The sequence below is a fragment of the Natronincola ferrireducens genome (assembly GCF_900100845.1).
Taxonomy (GTDB): domain Bacteria; phylum Bacillota; class Clostridia; order Peptostreptococcales; family Natronincolaceae; genus Natronincola_B; species Natronincola_B ferrireducens.
Window position 1 is genome coordinate 236338 of sequence record NZ_FNFP01000002.1, and the last position, 19145, is coordinate 255482.

17 protein-coding genes are annotated in these 19145 nt (G+C 32.5%); all 17 read left to right on the forward strand.

Annotated elements, in window-relative coordinates; translation table 11 throughout:
* The first annotated feature begins 10 nt into the window (after window positions 1-10).
* The 17 genes from BLS22_RS06650 (at window position 11) to BLS22_RS06730 (ending at window position 19088) form a co-directional block, all read left to right on the forward strand.
* A complete protein-coding gene (locus BLS22_RS06650) occupies window positions 11-640 on the forward strand; it encodes a glycosyltransferase family 2 protein (RefSeq protein WP_090552478.1) in 630 nt (209 codons plus the stop codon).
* Window positions 641-655: 15 nt separating this feature from the next.
* Window positions 656-4975 (forward strand): PolC-type DNA polymerase III, encoded by a 4320-nt coding sequence (locus BLS22_RS06655; RefSeq protein WP_090552482.1) that lies wholly within the window; start codon window positions 656-658, stop codon window positions 4973-4975.
* Between the two features lie 273 nt (window positions 4976-5248).
* Complete coding sequence (gene rimP / locus BLS22_RS06660; protein WP_090552486.1) at window positions 5249-5713, forward strand: ribosome maturation factor RimP; 465 nt, start codon at window positions 5249-5251, stop codon at window positions 5711-5713.
* A gap of 14 nt (window positions 5714-5727) precedes the next feature.
* Window positions 5728-6771 carry a transcription termination factor NusA gene (gene nusA, locus BLS22_RS06665; RefSeq protein ID WP_090552490.1) on the forward strand — a complete coding sequence of 348 codons (1044 nt, stop codon included), beginning with the start codon at window positions 5728-5730 and terminating at the stop codon, window positions 6769-6771.
* A gap of 13 nt (window positions 6772-6784) precedes the next feature.
* Window positions 6785-7057, forward strand: a complete 273-nt coding sequence (rnpM, locus tag BLS22_RS06670; RefSeq protein ID WP_090552493.1) for an RNase P modulator RnpM — start codon at window positions 6785-6787, stop codon at window positions 7055-7057.
* A gap of 96 nt (window positions 7058-7153) precedes the next feature.
* A complete protein-coding gene (locus tag BLS22_RS15555; RefSeq protein ID WP_330386493.1) occupies window positions 7154-7351 on the forward strand; it encodes a L7Ae/L30e/S12e/Gadd45 family ribosomal protein in 198 nt (65 codons plus the stop codon).
* 23 nt (window positions 7352-7374) lie between these two features.
* Window positions 7375-9459 carry a translation initiation factor IF-2 gene (infB, locus tag BLS22_RS06680; RefSeq protein ID WP_090552497.1) on the forward strand — a complete coding sequence of 695 codons (2085 nt, stop codon included), beginning with the start codon at window positions 7375-7377 and terminating at the stop codon, window positions 9457-9459.
* Window positions 9460-9480: 21 nt separating this feature from the next.
* On the forward strand, window positions 9481-9867 hold the full coding sequence (gene rbfA, locus BLS22_RS06685; RefSeq protein WP_090552500.1) for a 30S ribosome-binding factor RbfA: 387 nt from the start codon (window positions 9481-9483) through the stop codon (window positions 9865-9867).
* On the forward strand, window positions 9851-10819 hold the full coding sequence (locus tag BLS22_RS06690; protein WP_176762084.1) for a DHH family phosphoesterase: 969 nt from the start codon (window positions 9851-9853) through the stop codon (window positions 10817-10819). The genes rbfA and BLS22_RS06690 overlap by 17 nt, the downstream gene beginning before the upstream one ends.
* Window positions 10820-10823: 4 nt before the next feature.
* The gene (gene truB / locus BLS22_RS06695) at window positions 10824-11708 is read left to right on the forward strand and encodes a tRNA pseudouridine(55) synthase TruB (protein WP_090552508.1); all 885 of its coding nucleotides are present in this window, start codon (window positions 10824-10826) and stop codon (window positions 11706-11708) included.
* 17 nt (window positions 11709-11725) lie between these two features.
* Window positions 11726-12652: a bifunctional riboflavin kinase/FAD synthetase gene (locus BLS22_RS06700; protein ID WP_090552512.1), complete on the forward strand. Its 927-nt coding sequence runs from the start codon at window positions 11726-11728 to the stop codon at window positions 12650-12652.
* 99 nt (window positions 12653-12751) lie between these two features.
* Window positions 12752-13015, forward strand: a complete 264-nt coding sequence (gene rpsO, locus BLS22_RS06705; RefSeq protein ID WP_090552516.1) for a 30S ribosomal protein S15 — start codon at window positions 12752-12754, stop codon at window positions 13013-13015.
* A 156-nt stretch (window positions 13016-13171) separates the two neighbouring features.
* The gene (locus BLS22_RS06710; RefSeq protein WP_090552520.1) at window positions 13172-15307 is read left to right on the forward strand and encodes a polyribonucleotide nucleotidyltransferase; all 2136 of its coding nucleotides are present in this window, start codon (window positions 13172-13174) and stop codon (window positions 15305-15307) included.
* Between the two features lie 164 nt (window positions 15308-15471).
* Complete coding sequence (locus tag BLS22_RS06715; RefSeq protein ID WP_090552525.1) at window positions 15472-16203, forward strand: polysaccharide deacetylase family protein; 732 nt, start codon at window positions 15472-15474, stop codon at window positions 16201-16203.
* Window positions 16204-16371: 168 nt separating this feature from the next.
* Window positions 16372-17595, forward strand: coding sequence for a M16 family metallopeptidase (locus BLS22_RS06720; protein ID WP_090552529.1), 1224 nt, complete (start codon window positions 16372-16374; stop codon window positions 17593-17595).
* A gap of 342 nt (window positions 17596-17937) precedes the next feature.
* The gene (locus tag BLS22_RS06725; RefSeq protein ID WP_090552534.1) at window positions 17938-18201 is read left to right on the forward strand and encodes a YlmC/YmxH family sporulation protein; all 264 of its coding nucleotides are present in this window, start codon (window positions 17938-17940) and stop codon (window positions 18199-18201) included.
* 146 nt (window positions 18202-18347) lie between these two features.
* Window positions 18348-19088: a ClpP family protease gene (locus BLS22_RS06730; protein WP_244269487.1), complete on the forward strand. Its 741-nt coding sequence runs from the start codon at window positions 18348-18350 to the stop codon at window positions 19086-19088.
* Window positions 19089-19145: the final 57 nt, after the last annotated feature.

Below are 19145 nucleotides of genomic sequence, written 5' to 3' on the forward strand. Positions count from 1 at the left end.
TAAAAAATACATGAAAATAGCTACTATCATTCCTGCTTATAATGAAGAAAAGAGGATACAAAATGTATTAAATCCTATTGTCAACTCTAATTTAATTCAAGATATTATTGTAGTGGATGATGGTTCAAAGGATAACACTTCTTTAATTGTGAAAGACTATAGCAATATCACTTTAATACAATTACCACAAAACAAGGGTAAGGCTGAAGCTATTAGAAAAGGCCTAGAAAAATGCAACAGTGATATTATTTTACTTCTAGATGCAGACCTAGTTGGATTGAATTGTCATCATATCGAGAGCCTTATATCTCCAATATTAAAAGAGGATGTTGAAATGACAATTGGAATCTTTAAATCAGGACGGATGATAACGGATTTAGCACAAAGGGTTGCACCCAACTTATCTGGACAAAGAGCATTTAGAGGCTATTTAGCAAAAGACATCGTTAACTTAGAAATGACAGGATATAATATTGAAGTTGCTATTTCAAAATTTATTAAAGATAATAATATTAAAACCAAACAAATTATTCTAAAGGATATAAGTCATATTATGAAGGAAGAAAAGCTAGGATTTAGCAAAGGTATGGTGTGGCGATTAAAAATGTATAAAGATATTTTGAAATATTGGTTAAACTAGAATAGGGGGAACCAAATGGATCCTTTAACAAAAGTAAACTTTCATGATTTCATTACTGCATTTGGACTAAAGTCTACTGCCTCATTAGAAAATACTTTAATTGAGGCAGTAAAGTTTTACAAAAAAAGCAAAAAATTATCCGTCTATTTAAAGGCATCAGAAGTAATTAACCAACAAGAACTAGATATGTTTTGTAAGGAACTGAAAAAAAATATAGGAACATTAAATAATGTAGATATTATTGTTGGCTATAACTTACAGTATCAATCTCTTCAAGAATTAATTTCTATAAATTGGAAAAATATTTTATTTATTTTACAAAAAGAAATACCAGTAGTTAAGGCCATGAGAAATCAACTGACTTGGGAAATTAAAGATAAACTGTTGACAATTAAAGTAGAGGACACATTTATTTCTAAAAAGGCAAAGGAACGCAATGTTGAAAAAAATGTAGAAAGCTACTTTTCAAAGCAATTTAATATTAAGCTAAAATGCAATATTGAAACTAGCAATACTACTACATTTAACTTATCAATTTATGAAGAACAAAAAGAAAAAGAAAATATTATTTTTTTAGATAAAATCAAAAAAGAACTAGAAGAAATAGAACAAAAACAACAAAAACAACAAACAAAAGAAAAGGGTGAAGCAAATAAAAGGGGAAATACTGCTAACTCAACTGTTCTTATAGGTAAAAGCTTTTCTGGTGAGGTAACACAATTAAAGGATTTAACCAATGAATTAGGGACTATAATCCTAGAGGGAGAAATTTTCCATATTGATTCTAGGGAGTTAAATAGTGGCAAAACTTTACTGATTTTGTCTGTTACAGATTATACCAACTCAATAACGGTGAAAATATTTGAGGGTAAAAATCAAGGTAATCTTAAGGAAACCTTTAATAAAGGACAATACATCAGAATCAAAGGTGATATTGTATATGATAAATTTCTAAAGGAAAATATTTTAATGGCTACAGATGTTATGAATATCCCACCAAAAGAAGAAAGAAAAGATTTGTGTGAGGAAAAAAGAATAGAGTTACATTTACATACTCAAATGTCATCTATGGATGGGGTTAGTAGCACAACAAACCTAATTAAGAGGGCAGCAGAATGGGGACATAAAGCGGTTGCAATAACTGATCATGGAGTTGTACAAGCTTTCCCGGAAGCAATGGAGGCTGCAAAAAAGTTTGGCATAAAGCCAATATATGGAATAGAAGGCTATATAGTCAATGATGAAGAAAAATTAGTAGACATTGATAAAGAAACCTATTCTTTAGAGGATGAATACATTGTTTTTGATATTGAAACTACTGGTTTATCCAATATCAATGACAAAATAACAGAAATAGGGGCTGTAAAGATTAAAGGTAAGGAGATTATAGACAGATTTTCTACCTTAATTAATCCAGGTATTGATATACCTGAGAAAATCATCCAACTTACGGGTATTACAAATGAGATGGTTAAGAGTGCACCATCAATTGAAGAAATATTGCCAGAGTTTTTTGGATTTATAGGGGATAGCTGTCTAGTTGCCCATAACGCTGCCTTTGATATAGGATTTATTAGGGAAAATGCTAAAAAATTGGATCTACAATTGAATAATCCAGTAGTAGATACCCTTAAGCTTTCAAGAATACTATTAAATCATTTAAAACGACATAAATTAAATGTTATTGCTAAAGAACTCAATATAACTCTAGAAAATCACCATAGGGCTGTAGATGATGCTAAAGCTACGGCAGAAATATTTATAAAGCTTATAGAATTAATGAATAGCAAGGATATTTATACCCTGCAGGATATCAATGAGAAGTTGGTACAAAAAGTAGATATAAAAAAACTGGACACATATCATATTATTTTATTAGCACAAAATCAAATAGGATTAAAAAACCTATATACACTAGTATCAGAATCTCATTTGCGCTATTTTTATAAAAAACCAAGGATTCCCAAAAGCCTCCTGAATAAATATCGAGAAGGTATCTTTGTAGGCTCTGCATGTGAAGCAGGTGAACTTTTTCAGGTACTACTTAACAATGCTCCTGTTGAAGCAATAGAAAAAACAGCTAAGTATTATGACTACCTAGAAATTCAACCATTAAAAAACAATGAATTTCTTATTGAAAAAGGCATTGTCAATAATTTTGAAGACATTAAAAATTTAAATAGGAAAATTGTAGCATTAGGTAAAAAATTTAATATACCTGTAGTAGCCACTGGAGATGTGCATTTTTTGAATAAACATGATGAATATTATAGAAGAATATTAATGGCTGGACAAGGGTTTAGTGATGCAGATAAACAAGCACCTTTATATTTTATGACCACAGAAGAAATGCTATTAGAATTCAACTATTTAGGAGAAGAAAAGGCCAAGGAAGTAGTAATTTATAATCCAAATGCTATTAATGAAGATATAGATGAGTTATTACCTATTCCTGAAGGAACTTTTCCTCCGGAGATTGAAGGATCTGAGGAAGAATTACGGCGACTATGCTATGGAAAAGCAGAAAGGATTTACGGTAATCCATTGCCCCATATTGTAAAAGATAGATTGGATAGAGAGGTTAATTCCATCATTAATAACGGATATGCTGTTATGTATATTATAGCCCATAAGCTAGTAACAAAATCCTTGCAAGATGGTTATCTAGTAGGATCAAGGGGCTCTGTAGGTTCATCCTTTGCTGCTACAATGAGCGATATAACAGAAGTAAACCCTCTACCTCCCCATTATGTATGTTCTAAATGCAAATACTCAGTATTTATAACAGATGGGTCCTATGGATCAGGGGCAGATTTGCCGGATAAAAAATGCCCAACCTGTGAAGAACAATTGACAAAAGATGGACACGATATTCCTTTTGAGGTATTCTTAGGCTTTGAAGGTGATAAAGAACCAGATATTGATTTGAACTTTGCTGGAGAATACCAAAGTGAAGCCCACAAATATACAGAAGAGCTATTTGGTGAAGGAAAGGTTTTTAGAGCAGGGACAATAGGAACAATTGCTGATAAAACCGCCTATGGCTTTGTAAAAAAATATTTAGAAGGCAAAGACATAAACTACACTCAAGCGGAAGTGAATCGTCTGACTGGTGGATGTACAGGTGTAAAAAGAACTTCAGGTCAACATCCTGGGGGAGTTATGATTGTTCCAAGCAATAGGGACATTCATGAGTTCTGTCCCATACAATATCCTGCTAATGATGCTAAGGCGGGGGTAATTACAACCCATTTTGATTATCATTCTATTAGTGGAAGATTATTAAAATTAGATATATTAGGGCATGATGTACCTACTATCATTAAAATGCTAGAGGATATAACCAAGGTTGATGCTCCACTGGTATCATTAGATGATGAAAAAACAATGAGTATTTTCACCTCTACCAAAGCTTTAGGCATAGATAATGAGGATTATAAATGTGAGGTTGGCACACTGGGAATTCCAGAATTCGGAACAAAATTTGTAAGACAAATGCTAATCGATACTCAGCCCAAAACCTTTGCTGAACTTGTGAGAATAAGTGGACTCTCCCATGGAACAGATGTATGGTTAAATAATGCTCAAGAGTTAGTGAGAAATAATGTAGCTGAATTAAAGGATGTCATTTCTACAAGAGACGATATTATGAATTATTTAATTTTAAAAGGTTTACCTGCTAAAACATCCTTTAAAATTATGGAAAATGTAAGAAAAGGCAAGGGTTTAACAACAGAAGATGAAGAGATCATGAAAAAAAATAGTGTGCCACAATGGTATATTAACTCTTGTAATAAAATTAAATATATGTTTCCAAAGGCTCATGCAGTTGCCTATGTGATGATGTCCTTCAGGATTGCATATTTTAAAGTTCATTATCCAGAGGCTTTTTATGCCACTTATTTTACAATGAAGGCTGAGGATTTTGATGCTGATTTAATAGTTAAAGGGAAACATGCGATAAATAATAAAATCAGAGAATTGGAAAGTATGGGCAATGATGCAACAGCAAAAGAAAAAAACCTCTTAACAGTTTTAGAAGTAGCTCTAGAAATGTACTGTAGAGGAATTCAATTATTGCCAGTAGATTTATACAAGTCGGATGCTGATAAATTTATTGTAGCAGACAAAAAGCTGCTACCTCCCCTAAAATCTCTTCAGGGAGTTGGCCAAAATGCCGCTAGGAGTATTGTTTCTGCAAGAGAAAAAAGCAAGTTTTTATCTATAGAAGATTTAAGGCTAAAGACTAAGGTTACTAAAACCGTTATAGAAACTTTAATAAATCATGGATGCATACATGATTTGCCTGAAACAAATCAACTTTCCTTCTTTTAACTTGCGTGGAAATGCAGTTTATGGTATACTCTAAGTAACAATATAAATTTATTCTTTAGGAGTGGGAATCTGCCCACTTTTTCCTATTATTAGAGAAAAGAATATCATCAGTATATGGCCAGAGTTATAGTAACTACAGAACAAAGCCAATAACATAAACTTAGAAGAGCCGCATTAATACATACAATGATAGGAATAACGAATAATTATAAAACAAATTACAAAATATACAAGTATAATTAAGAAAAAACTAAATATTATGGAGGTTATGAAATGGGGAAAACCAAAGTAGAAAAAATTGTTGAGGACTTGGTACAACCAATTCTGAAAAAAGAAGAATTTGAATTAGTTGATATTGAATTTAAAAAAGAAGGGCCCCATAGATACTTAAGAGTTTATATTGATAAGCCCGGAGGAATTACATTAGACGATTGCCAAAAGGTGAGTGAACAGCTAAGTGAGAAATTAGATGAAACAGATCCAATTGAAGAAAATTACTTTTTAGAAATTTCTTCTCCAGGATTAGATAGACCACTAAAGAAGGATAGTGATTTCGAAAAATTCAAAGGTGAGAATGTTGAAGTAAGGTTGTATGAAGCAATAGACAACAAAAAAGTTATAGAAGGTGAGTTATTGGAGTTGAAGGATAATATAATCAAATTAAATATATCAGAGATAGGTTTAGTAGAGATACCTAGGGAAAAAGTTGCTGTTACTAAACTTGCTATAAAATTTTAAGGGGGGGATAAAATATGAATACAGAGTTTATAGAAGCTCTTGATCAAATTCAAAAAGACAAAGGTGTCTCGAAGGATATATTAATTGATGCAATAGAAGCTGCATTGATTTCTAGCTATAAAAGAAACTTTGGTTCTGCACAAAATGTACGAGTAGAAATAAACCGAGAAACTGGAGAAGTTCACGTATATTCTCAAAAAAGAGTAGTTGAAGATGTTGAAGATGAATTGTTAGAAATTAGCTTAGAAGAAGCTAAAGAGATAGACAGAAACTATGAGGTAGAGGATATTATAGAACGGGAAGTAACACCAAGAAACTTTGGGAGGATTGCTGCTCAAACTGCAAAGCAGGTGGTGGTACAACGGATACGAGAAGCAGAACGTGGTGTGGTTTATGAGGAGTTTATCAATAGAGAATCTGATATTATTACAGGCACAGTGGCTAGAGTTGCTAAAGGCATGGTTTATATAAATCTTGGGAAAACTGAAGCTATGCTGGGCCCTACTGAGCAAATTCCAGGGGAAGAATATAATCATGGTGATAGACTTAAAACCTATATTGTAGAAGTTAAAAAGACAACAAAAGGACCCCAGGTGTTGGTATCTAGAACTCATCCCGGACTTATAAAAAGATTATTTGAATTAGAAGTGCCAGAGATACATGATGGTACAGTGGAAATTAAAAGCATTTCCCGGGAGGCTGGGTCAAGAACTAAAATAGCTGTAGAATCGAAGGATCCAAATGTAGATGCTGTAGGTGCATGTGTTGGTCCAAAAGGTGCAAGAGTACAAACCATTGTTGATGAATTAAAGGGTGAAAAAATCGATATTATTAAGTACAGTGAGGATCCAACTGTATTTATTGCCAGTGCTTTAAGTCCTGCAAAGGTCACATCTACAGAAGTTAATGCTGAAAATAAGACAGCTAAGGTTGTAGTCCCTGATTATCAATTATCATTAGCAATTGGCAAGGAAGGTCAAAATGCTAGGCTGGCTGCAAAGCTAACAGCATGGAAAATAGACATTAAAAGTGAAAGTCAAGCAAAGGCTAAGGAGTAGAGGTGGTAGGTTTATGAAAACAAAAAAGACTCCACTTAGAAGATGTATAGGATGTAATGAAATGAAAACTAAGAAAGAATTAATTAGAATCGTAAAGAATAAAGAGGGGGAAGTAAGCCTAGATATTACGGGCAAGGCCCATGGTAGAGGGGCTTATATTTGTAATAATATCCAATGCTTTGAAAAAATCAGCAAAACTAAAGCTTTAAATCGGGCATTTCAATCAGAAATACCTCAGGAGATTTATGAGAAAGTAATTAAGGAGATTGACGGTTATGAAGAGTAATGTAGTAAATTTTTTAGGCTTAGGTATGAAGGCAGGAAAAATCATATCTGGAGAAGAAACCTGTAAAAAAGAGTTAAAAAAAAACTTTACTTAGTTATTGTAGCGGAGGATGCTTCTGATAACACAAAAAAAGTTTTTGCAGATAAATCCTGTTATTACAATGTACCTATGAAGATTATGGGTACTAAAGAAGAATTAGGACATTCTATAGGTAAATCCTTTAGGGCTGTCATAGGTATTAAGGATAAAAAATTTGCCGCGACACTTTTAGGCTATTTAGATGCTGAGGATTAGATTTAAATTAGGGGGTGATTACTTTGTCAAAAGTAAGGGTATATCAATTGGCAAAACAATTAGGTGTAAGTAGTAAAGATTTAATAGAAAGGTTGAAAGAGCTATCTGTAGAAGTAGGAAATCATATGAGTGCTTTAGAGGATGAAGATGCAAAACTATTACTAGAGCTATTCATAGAAGAAAACAAAAAAACAGAGGAAGAGATAGCTGTTGATGATGAAAAAATCAGTAATAAAGATTCTAAAAAAGTGGTGAATGATAAGGAAAAAAACCCTATAGATAAAAAAAATAATTCTAAAAAGAAAAACACAAATTATGGATCAAGAGAAGATAAAAACAATACTATGGAAGAAAAAGGTGACCAAGTGATACAAATAGGTGAAAAAGTTGCAGTTAAAGATTTTGCAGAAAAAATCAAAAAAAGTTCAAATGAAGTTATAGGTAAACTAATTAAATTAGGTGTAATGGCTACCATCAATCAAGAAATAGATTTCGAAACAGCTGAAGTTATTGCTAAGGAATTTGAAATAGAAATTGAGAAGAACGTTAGTAAAGTAGAAGAAAAACAAGACTTGTTTATTGAACCTGATGACGAAAAAGATCTTCTGCCGAGACCTCCTGTAGTTACTGTAATGGGCCATGTTGATCATGGAAAAACGTCTTTACTTGATGCAATTAGGAAAACCCATGTAACAGAAAAGGAAGCAGGAGGTATTACACAGCACATAGGGGCATCAGAAGTAATGGTAGAAGGAAATAAAGTTGTATTTTTAGATACTCCTGGTCATGAGGCCTTTACAACCATGAGGGCAAGGGGAGCAAAAGTGACAGATATTGCGATTTTAGTAGTAGCTGCAGATGATGGTGTTATGCCACAAACCATTGAAGCTATTAACCATGCTAAAGCAGCAAAAGTACCTATTATTGTAGCCATCAATAAAATAGATAAGCCAGGTGCCAACCCAGATCGTGTTAAACAGGAACTGGCGGATCGAGGCGTGGTAATAGAAGAATGGGGTGGGGATGTTATTAGTGTACCTGTATCAGCCCTACAGGGAACTAACATCGATACATTATTAGAAATGATTTTGTTGGTTGCTGAAATAGAAGAGCTAAAGGCAAATCCAAATCGTAGTGCAGTTGGAACAGTTATAGAAGCTGAGCTAGATAAGGGTAAAGGTCCTGTGGCTACTGTTCTTGTACAAAATGGAACTCTAAAAGTTGGAGATTCTGTTGTTATTGGTACAACCTTTGGTAGAATCAGAGCTATGTTAAGTGATAAAGGAAAAAAAGTAAAGCAAGCTAAACCTTCAACCGCCGTTGAAATCACAGGTTTTTCTGAAGTGCCAGAAGCAGGAGATCAAATGGTTGTGGTTGCAGACGATAAGACTGCTAGAGAGATAGCTGAAAACAGAAAAGATAAGATCAAAGAAGATCAAATGAAAAAAAGCCAAAGAGTTTCGTTGGATGCATTATATAGTCAAGTACAACAAGGTGAAATAAAAGAATTAAATATTATCATTAAAGCAGATGTACAGGGCTCTGTAGAAGCAGTGAGACAATCTATTGAAAAACTATCTACTGAAAAGGTTGTTATTAAAGCTATACATGGTGGCGTAGGTGCTATTACGGAGTCTGATGTAATGCTGGCAACAGCTTCTAATGCTATTATTATTGGCTTTAATGTTCGTCCTGTTTCTGGAGCTACAGCTTTAGCAAGAAAAGAAGAGGTAGATATTAGAACCTACAGAATTATTTATAATGCCCTAGAGGATATAGAAGCTGCTATAAAAGGGATGTTAGACCCTGAATTTAAGGAAGTGGAACTAGGGAAAGCAGAGGTTAGAGCAACTTTTAAAGTGCCAGGAATAGGTGCTATTGGTGGCTGTTATGTTATAGAGGGTAAAATACTAAGAAATGCTAAGATCCGACTTGTACGAGATGGAATTGTTATCCATGATGGAGAAATAGGATCCTTAAGAAGGTTTAAAGATGATGCAAAAGAAGTTGCTACCGGCTATGAATGTGGTATCGGTGTCGATAACTTTAATGATATAAAAGAAGGAGATATTATTGAAGCTTATCAAATGCAGGAGATCGAAAGATAAGACAGAAAGGATGAGGATACATTGGCCTATCCTAGGGTTAGTCGATTAAATGAAGAAATGAAAAAAGAAATTAGCAGTATTATTAGAAATGAATTAAGAGATCCTAGAATATCATCGATGACAAGTATTGTAGAGGTTGATATAACTAAAGACTTAAGGTATGCAACAGTATATATAAGTGTTCTGGGGAATCAGACAGAAAAAGAAGATACAATGAAGGGGCTACAAAAATCCTCCGGTTATGTTAGAAGAGAAATCGGGAAAAAAATTAAAGCACGATATACGCCAGAAATTATTTTCAAACTAGATGAATCTATAGAAAAAGGAATAGATATGTACCATAAGATTTCTAAAATGAAGATTCAAGAAAATATACTAGAGGATGAAAAAGATGAACATAAAGAATAATCCTTTATCATCAATAGGGACCCACGATAAAATTGCAGTCATATCCCATATTCAGCCAGATGGTGACAGTTTGGGGTCCCTTTTGGCTATGGGGATGGCATTAAAAACTTTATGTAGCAATATTTATATTTATACAAATGACATATTCCCTAGAAAATATTATTTTTTGCCAGGACACCAGTATATTGAAGAATATAATGAAGACAATAATCTTTTTTTTGATATTTGTTTTGTATTGGATTGTGGAGACCCCCAACGATTGGGGTATAGTAAAAACATATTGGATAAAAGTAAAACAATAATTAATATAGACCATCATATTAGCAACACAGAATTTGGAAACATAAACATACTAGATCCCCAAGCTTCTTCCACATGTGAGATGGTATATAATTTGTTAAAGGACTATAATTTTCAGTTTAACCAAGAGATAGCTACCTGCTTATATACAGGAATTGCTACTGACACTGGAAATTTTGTTTATGATAATACAACCTCTTATACCCATAGAATAGTTGCTGAATTAATGGAATACAAAATAGATCTACATGAAATTAGCTATAATCTATATCAAAACAAGTCTTTAAAAAACATAAAATTTTTAGGCTATATATTAAACCATATGGAAATAGAATTTGCAGGGAAAGTCGCCATTATTACAGTGGATCAGAACCTAATGAAGGAATTTGATATTACTCCCAACGATATAGATGGTGTTATAAATTATGCAAGAGATATAGAAGGAATAGAAATTGCAATATTACTTAAAGAAAGCTCACAGAATGAAGTAAAGGTGGGTTTTAGATCAAAGAGCTATGTGGATGTAAGTGCTTTGGCCCGAAAATTTGGGGGTGGGGGTCATAAGAAAGCCTCTGGAGCTACAATGCTAGGAGAACTAGTGGAAGTAAGAAAAAAAATCGAAAAACAAATTGCAATAGATTTAGGCTGGTGATGCTTTGAAAGGAATCTTAAATATTTTAAAACCCCCTGGAATGACATCTCATGACGTAGTAGCTTTAGTCAGAAAAAAAACTGGCATAAAAAAAGTAGGTCACACAGGAACATTGGACCCTAATGCTGCTGGTGTTTTACCAATTTGCATTGGACAAGCTACGAAGATCTCACAATTCCTACTAGATAGCCATAAAGCATATAGAGCAGAGCTAACCCTAGGGATAGAAACTGATACCCAAGATAGCTATGGAACTGTTATTAATGAAAAAAAAGTAATGGTGTCACAGGAGGAAATTGAAAGGGTCATTTTAAGCTTTGTTGGTGAATGCCAACAAATCCCCCCTATGTATTCAGCTTTAAAGGTAAAAGGCATGAAACTCTATCAATTGGCTAGACAGGGTGTAGAGATAAAAAGAGACGCACGAAAGATAGAAATATATGAAATACACATTATTACTATTAAGGGAAATCAGGTCCTATTTGATGTGGTTTGTTCAAAGGGAACTTATATTAGAACACTATGTCATGATATTGGGCAACAATTGGGATGTGGAGGTATGATGTCCTTTCTAATTCGGACAAAAACTGGAGATTTTGATATATCTTCATCCATAACCTTAGAGGAACTAGCAGTTGAAAAAGATATAGGTAAATTTCTTAAACCCTTAGATTTTCCACTAGGTCATATGCCAAGAGTTGACTTAGATTCTATACATAAAAAAGCTGCTTTAAATGGCAATAAAATTTATTTAGAAAAAAGCTATCAGTCTATTCCAATAGAAACTGAGGCAAGGCTGTACATTGAAAATGATTTTATTGGCATTGGCAAAATTATAAAAGAGCAGGATAAAAAAGAATACATACGATTTTCTAGGCTTTTTACTTAAAGGAGCGCATTGTTGTTATGAATGTAATAAAACAATATAACCAAATTAATTATAATACCCCAAGAGGTATTGCTCTAGGAAATTTTGACGGGGTACATATTGGGCATCAAAAACTAATTCATCAACTTTTAGAAAAATGTCAATCCAACAATCTTGAAACTTGTGTTTATACTTTTTCCAATCATACGATACCTACTATTTCTAATGGAGAATCGATACAATATATTACAAATTTATATATTAAGAAAAAAATATTTAGTGATTTAGGTGTAGACACCTTGTTCTTAGATTCTTTTAACGAAATATTAATGGCCCTTAATCCGGAGGACTTTGTAAAAACTATTCTAGTGGAAACCTTGAATTGTAAAATAGCTGTTATAGGTTTTGATTACCGCTTTGGCCATAAGGCTGAAGGAGACGCTTTTTTATTAAAGCAATTAGGAGAAAAATATGGTTTTGAAGTTATTGTTATAGATGCTGTTACTATGTATGGAGAAAAGGTTAGCAGTTCTCATATTAGAAATTATTTAAAAAATGGTGATTTAGATAGGGTTAATAAATATTTGGGAAGATCTTTTTCTATTTATAACCAAGTAATCGATGGAGATGCTAAGAAAAAAAAATTAGGGTATCAAACAGCAAATATTTTATTAGAACCATTACAAATCATTCCCAAACCAGGTGTGTATGCAACATTGATTAAAATTCAAAATAAAACCTATAAAGGGCTTACCCTTATAAATACTACGTCGACCTTTGACAGCAAATCACCATTTGTTGAAACATTTATTATGGATTATGATGGAGACTTAGGCAACCAATTTATTGAAGTTCAATTTATTAAGCGATTAAGGGATGAAATTAGATTTGAAGATCCCCAAAGTTTAGAAAATCAAATCAGTAAAGACATTATGCAAATAAAAAAACATTTACAATACAATTAAGATATGCTAAAATGAATAAGGTTAGAGAACCTATTCTCGGTAACTTGACTCACCGACGGTTACTTAGAATATGGGGATATAAAATAAGGAGGTGAAAATATGGAAAAGGATAAAAAGATATCCATTATAGGATCTTATAAGACCCATGAAAATGATACAGGCTCTCCAGAAGTACAAGTTGCATTGTTAACAGAAAGAATCAATCATTTAAATGAACATCTTAAGACTCATAAAAAAGACCACCACTCTAGAAGAGGTCTTTTAAAAATGGTAGGTAAAAGAAGAAATCTACTCAACTATGTTAAAGATAAAAACATAGAAAGATATAGAGAACTTATTGAAAAATTAGGATTAAGAAAATAATGTAGAGCGGGGATTACCCGCTCTATTGTTTAATTTACATAATACTTATGAATTTACATAAAATAAATTAAAATTTATAAACCCATAAAGGAAACAATAATATTGTGAAGGATACTTAAATAAGCAAATGAATTTTTGAAGGGAGGATACATAACAATGGTACATACTTTTAAAACAGAAATTGCTGGCAAATCATTTGAAGTAGAAATTGGGAAACTAGCACAATTATCTAATGGGTCTTGCCTAGTAAAGTATGGACAAACAACAGTTTTAGTAAATGCATGTGCATCACAGGCACCAAGGGAAGGCATAGACTTTTTTCCATTAAGTGTTGACTACGAAGAAAGATTATATGCAGCAGGAAAAATTCCTGGTGGATTTATTAAAAGAGAAGGTCGACCATCTGAAAAAGCTGTTTTGACTTCAAGACTTATTGACCGACCTATTCGACCATTATTTCCTAAAGGCTATAGAAATGAAGTACAGGTTATTGCAACGGTGCTATCTGTAGATCAAGATCACTCTTCGGATATCGTTGCTATGATTGGTTCTTCTATTGCCCTATCCATATCTGATATCCCATTTTATGGGCCAACAGGCTCAGTAAGGGTAGGTATGATAGATGGTAAATATATCATCAATCCCACCAGTAAAGAGCGAGAAATTAGCGATTTAGATTTAGTTGTTTCTGGCGCAAAAGATGCCGTAATGATGATAGAAGCAGGAGCCAATGAATTAACAGAAAAACAAATGCTAGATGCTATTACCTTTGGTCATGAAGAAATTAAAAAAATCATTTCTTTTATTGAAGAAATTGTAGCTGAGGTTGGAAAATCTAAACAAGAAGTGGTATTATTTGAAGTTGACAAGGAACTTGATAAGGAAGTCCGCGAATATGCTACAGCTAAAATATTAGATGCTATAAAAACTGTTGATAAAACAGAAAGAAATGAAAAAATTGATAATGTAAAGGCAGAAACGATAGAATACTTCAGTGATAAGTATGAAGAAAACCTAAAGGACATAAAAGAAGTTTTAGCAGCTATTGTTAAAGAACAGTTTAGAAATATGATTATTCATGAAGGAAAAAGACCGGATGATAGAGGTCTAGAGGAAATTAGACCTATTACATGTGAAGTTGGTTTATTACCTAAAACCCATGGTTCAGGGTTGTTTACTAGAGGACAAACACAGGTTTTAAATGTGGCTACATTAGGAGCTTTAGGAGAGGTGCAAATATTAGATGGCTTAGGGGAAGAAGAATCCAAAAGGTATATGCACCACTATAACTTCCCACCCTATAGTGTTGGAGAAGTAAGATTTCTAAGAGGACCTGGAAGACGTGAAATAGGACATGGGGCCTTAGCAGAAAGAGCTTTAGAGCCTATGATACCATCAAAGGATGATTTTCCCTACACAATACGCTTAGTATCTGAAGTGTTAGGCTCTAATGGATCTTCATCTATGGCTAGTGTTTGTGGAAGCACATTATCTTTATTAGATGCTGGTGTACCTATTAAAAGTATGGTAGCTGGTATTGCCATGGGTCTTGTGAAAGAAAATGATAAAGTAGCAATTTTATCAGATATTTTAGGAATGGAAGACTTTTTAGGAGATATGGACTTTAAAGTAGCTGGAACAGAGAAGGGTATTACAGCAATTCAAATGGACATTAAAATCCGGGGTATAGATAAAGAAATTACACAAAGAGCATTAGAACAAGCTAGAGTAGGAAGACTCCATATTATGGAAAAGATGAAGGAAGTCATAGATGAGCCCCGACCAGATCTATCTCCATATGCTCCAAGAATACTTACTATGAAAATTAACCCTGATAAAATAAGGGAAGTAATTGGAACAGGTGGAAAAACCATTAATAAAATTATTGAAGAAACTGGTGTAAAAATCGATATTGAGAATGATGGTACTATCTATATTGCTGCAGAAAACAAGGAAACTGGAGAAAAAGTAGTAAACATTATTGAAAATATCGTTAAAGAACCTGAAGTTGGAGAAATCTATAAAGGTAAAGTAGTAAAAATAATGAATTTTGGTGCCTTTGTAGAAATTTTACCTGGCAAGGAAGGTTTAGTTCATATCTCTAACCTAGCCCATGAAAGGGTGAACAAAGTAGAAGATGTCCTGGCAGTAGGACAAGAAATAGATGTTAAAGTAATGGAAATAGATCCTCAAGGTAAGGTAAATCTATCCCATAAAGCATTGTTACCAAAACCAATTACTAAAGATAAAAAGGAAGATGACCCTAAAAAAGATAATAATAAGAAAGCATAAACCCATAAGGTTTATGTTTTTTTTCTCTAATAAGGGACTGATATAAAATAGAAGGTTTGGTGTCACTCATTTGCGGAAAACTGGCCTATAAATTTTATTTATATAGAATAACTCCTAGTTTTTAGAATAATATATTATCAAAATCATTGTTTAGGAGGGGTTTTATGATTATTATTTTAAATAAGAAGTTTATAGGTTTGGTTATAGTGGTTGCTATAATGATTATAATAGTTACATCAGGAGTTATAATGTATAACAAAAACGATGAAGCTACTATTACTTCAAATTACAATCTAGTAAACAAACCAATCGAGAGGGGAAACGAAAACAGTAACCATATAGCATTTGCCTGTAATGTAGATTGGGGCAATGAAGTAATACCAGAAATTTTACAAATTTTAAAAGAAAAAGAAATAAAGATTACTTTTTTTGTCACAGGGAGGTGGGTAAAAGCCTTTCCTGATCTATTTCAAACTATTGTTGAAGCAGGACATGAAATCGGAAGTCATGGATATCAACATTTAGATTATAGCAAACTATCATTAGAGCAAAACAAGCAACAAATAAAACAAGCAGAAGAGGTAATCATAAAGTATGGGGCTAAAAGGCCTATTTTGTTTGCACCGCCTTCAGGAGCCTATAATCAATACACCTTAATAGCAGCAGAGGAACTAGGGTATAAAACTATATTATGGTCTATTGATACGATTGATTGGCGCCAGGGAAGTACAAAAGATGTAATCGTTAAAAGAGTAATGGAGAAAGCTAATCATGAAGGTGGAATTGTTTTAATGCATCCAATGCCAGAAACGGCTAAAGCCCTACCATTACTTATAGAGGAGCTTCAAAAGAAAAACCTTGAAATAGGAGGCGTAAGTGACGTACTAGTTCATTAGGTTGCATATGTTATAAAACTGAATTATAATGAATAAAATGAGCTCTTTTACTGAAGTTTAATATGTATAAAGAACTTTATTTACGCTATTAAACAAAACTACAGCTTATTTATGAATTTGTTATATTTTTTAAAGAATTTTTAAAAATTAGTTACATAGGAGGACAAAATGTATAAAAGATATACACTAGATAATGGTTTAAGGGTAGTAACAGAACATATTCCTTTTGTAAAATCAATTTCAATTGGGGTTTGGATTGAAACAGGATCAAAGCATGAAACCACTGAAAACAATGGCATTTCACACTTTATAGAACATATGCTTTTTAAAGGTACTACCACCAAGTCTGCAAAGGAAATTGCTGAATTAATTGATGGCATAGGAGGTCAAATCAATGCCTTTACCAGCAAAGAGTGCACCTGCTATTATACAAAGGTATTAGATGATCATTATGAATTAGCCATTGACTTGTTAGCTGATATGCTATTCCATTCTAAGTTTGATCCTGAAGATATAGAAAAAGAAAAAAGTGTAGTTTATGAAGAAATAAGTATGTATGAAGATTCTCCAGAAGATTTAGCCCATGATTTATTAAATCAATCAATTTTTAAAAACAATTCTTTGGGGTTTCCAATATTAGGTGTTCATGATTCCCTTAAGAAAATTGATCGGGATATGATTTTAAATTATATGAAAGAATTTTATGTTCCTAATAATGCAGTTATATCAGTAGCAGGAAACTTTCAAGAAGAGAATTTATTAAAGATCATAGAAGACAAATTTGGAAATTGGAAAAAATCTGATATTCTAAAAAAATCTGAAATGCCTCTTCAATATAATTTTGAAAATATATCAAAATCAAAGGATATAGAACAAATACATTACTGCTTAGGTTTTAAGGGAATTTCCTTAGGACAAAGTAGCTTATATCCGTTATTAGTAGTAAATAATATATTGGGTGGAAGTATGAGCTCTAGACTTTTTCAAAATATTAGAGAAGAAAGAGGATTGGCTTATTCCATATACTCCTATCCTTCTACATATAAGGGGGGAGGTTTATTAACTATTTACGCTGGGATGAGTCCCCATTTACTTCAGGAAGTAAAAGACTTGATATATAAAGAATTAGAGGAATTAAAATTAAAAGGATTAGCAACACTAGAACTAACTAAGTCCAAAGAACAATTAAAGGGCAATTATATGTTAGGACTAGAAAGCACAAGCAGTAGAATGACTTCTATGGGGAAATCAGAGCTGTTATTAAACAAGATTTATAGTCCCAAAGAGGTTATACAAAAAATTGATGAAGTAAAAATGGAGGATGTTAATTCTATTATTCAAGAAGTCATTCAACTAGATTGTGTAGCTTCTACAACTGTAGGGAAAATATAAAAAAGTCTTCCTTTTGAAGTTTGGAAGATTCATAGGTTGACTTTAGATGAAATAACTAAGGGATTAACACAATTTAAGTTACTAAATTGTGTTAATCCCTTAGTTTTAAAGCAATAAATAGAAATTGTATTTATTAATAGGATAGTATGTTATATAGTTTCCTATTAGCTACAAAAAATAAATAGGTAAAATAGGGCTATCTAAAAACAGCCTTGTTTTATCCATTTACATATCATAATAGATGTTATCATAAATGATGATGAATATTAGATAAATCAGATTAATATATTTAAGTAAGACAAGTACTGCTAAAGAACTATAAAATAAATAAGGAGGGATTTTATGAGATTCAGTGCTATAGGAGGAAAGGAGATAGTAAATCTTTGTGATGGAAGTCGATTAGGAGTTATCGCAGAATCAGATTTATTAATTGATGAAAAGACAGGAAAAATTATTGCTCTATTAATTCCAGATGAAAGAAATTTTTTTAATATATTTTCTAACAATTCTTTACTTGAAATACCATGGCAGGCTGTAAAGAAAATAGGGAATGATATGATTATTATTGAACTAGAGGATGACAAAAAAAGAAAGTATTCATTATAAATCTAGGATTTAGACTTAATGTTTTACAACATAATAAATTTGTTTATACTTTATTATAAGAATATACATCATAATTATAGAATATCTCCTATACAAAAGGTAAAAATATATAGAAAGGTTTACAAAAATTGAATTAGAGGTGAATTATGATGTATCCTTATAAATTTAAGTTAAAAAAGAAACAAATACAACAAACAATTTCTAGTAACGAAGAAACAAATGTACCACCTAACCCAGAATTATCAAATATTAATGCCTTAGGAACACCAAATATACCTAAGGTGGATCAAAAAATCCACACTATAACAATAATTGGTCATATTGAAGGCCATACAGTAGCTCCACCCCAGAATAAAACTACAAAGTACGAGCATATTATACCTCAATTAGTTGCAGTAGAAGAAAATCCAAATGTCGAAGGTCTGTTAGTTATATTGAACACAGTAGGAGGAGATGTAGAAGCAGGATTAGCAATATCCGAACTATTATATAGCTTATCTAAGCCAAAAGTCACCTTAGTATTAGGAGGGAGTCATAGTATTGGAGTGCCTTTAGCCACATCAGGAGATTATTCCTTTATTGCTCCTACAGCTACTATGACGATTCACCCAATAAGAATGACAGGTCTTGTAATTGGTGTACCTCAGACTTTTAAATATTTTGCAAAAATGCAGGATAGAATTGTAGATTTTGTTGTTCGAACTTCTGGAATTGAAAGAAATGAACTAATGGAATTAATGAGTTCCACAGATGAATTAGCTAATGATGTTGGAAGTATATTGATAGGAGAAGAAGCCGTTAAGTATAAAATAATTGATGAAGTTGGTGGTTTAAACAGCGCTATGAATAAACTACAAGAATTAATTATCAAAGGAAAACAATCTTAAAGTAGAACAAAAGTGCTAATATATTAAGTATTAGCACTTTTACTATTTTTCTAGGAT

Coding starts and splice junctions, on each gene's coding strand:
- BLS22_RS06710 (WP_090552520.1), top strand. CDS start 13,172: ATGGTACATACTTTTAAAACAGAAATTGCTGGCAAATCATTTGAAGTA.
- BLS22_RS06725 (WP_090552534.1), top strand. CDS start 17,938: ATGAGATTCAGTGCTATAGGAGGAAAGGAGATAGTAAATCTTTGTGAT.
- BLS22_RS06650 (WP_090552478.1), top strand. CDS start 11: ATGAAAATAGCTACTATCATTCCTGCTTATAATGAAGAAAAGAGGATA.
- rpsO (WP_090552516.1), top strand. CDS start 12,752: ATGGAAAAGGATAAAAAGATATCCATTATAGGATCTTATAAGACCCAT.
- BLS22_RS06730 (WP_244269487.1), top strand. CDS start 18,348: ATGATGTATCCTTATAAATTTAAGTTAAAAAAGAAACAAATACAACAA.
- rimP (WP_090552486.1), top strand. CDS start 5,249: ATGGGGAAAACCAAAGTAGAAAAAATTGTTGAGGACTTGGTACAACCA.
- BLS22_RS06720 (WP_090552529.1), top strand. CDS start 16,372: ATGTATAAAAGATATACACTAGATAATGGTTTAAGGGTAGTAACAGAA.
- BLS22_RS06715 (WP_090552525.1), top strand. CDS start 15,472: ATGATTATTATTTTAAATAAGAAGTTTATAGGTTTGGTTATAGTGGTT.
- BLS22_RS06690 (WP_176762084.1), top strand. CDS start 9,851: ATGAACATAAAGAATAATCCTTTATCATCAATAGGGACCCACGATAAA.
- BLS22_RS06700 (WP_090552512.1), top strand. CDS start 11,726: ATGAATGTAATAAAACAATATAACCAAATTAATTATAATACCCCAAGA.
- nusA (WP_090552490.1), top strand. CDS start 5,728: ATGAATACAGAGTTTATAGAAGCTCTTGATCAAATTCAAAAAGACAAA.
- rnpM (WP_090552493.1), top strand. CDS start 6,785: ATGAAAACAAAAAAGACTCCACTTAGAAGATGTATAGGATGTAATGAA.
- BLS22_RS06655 (WP_090552482.1), top strand. CDS start 656: ATGGATCCTTTAACAAAAGTAAACTTTCATGATTTCATTACTGCATTT.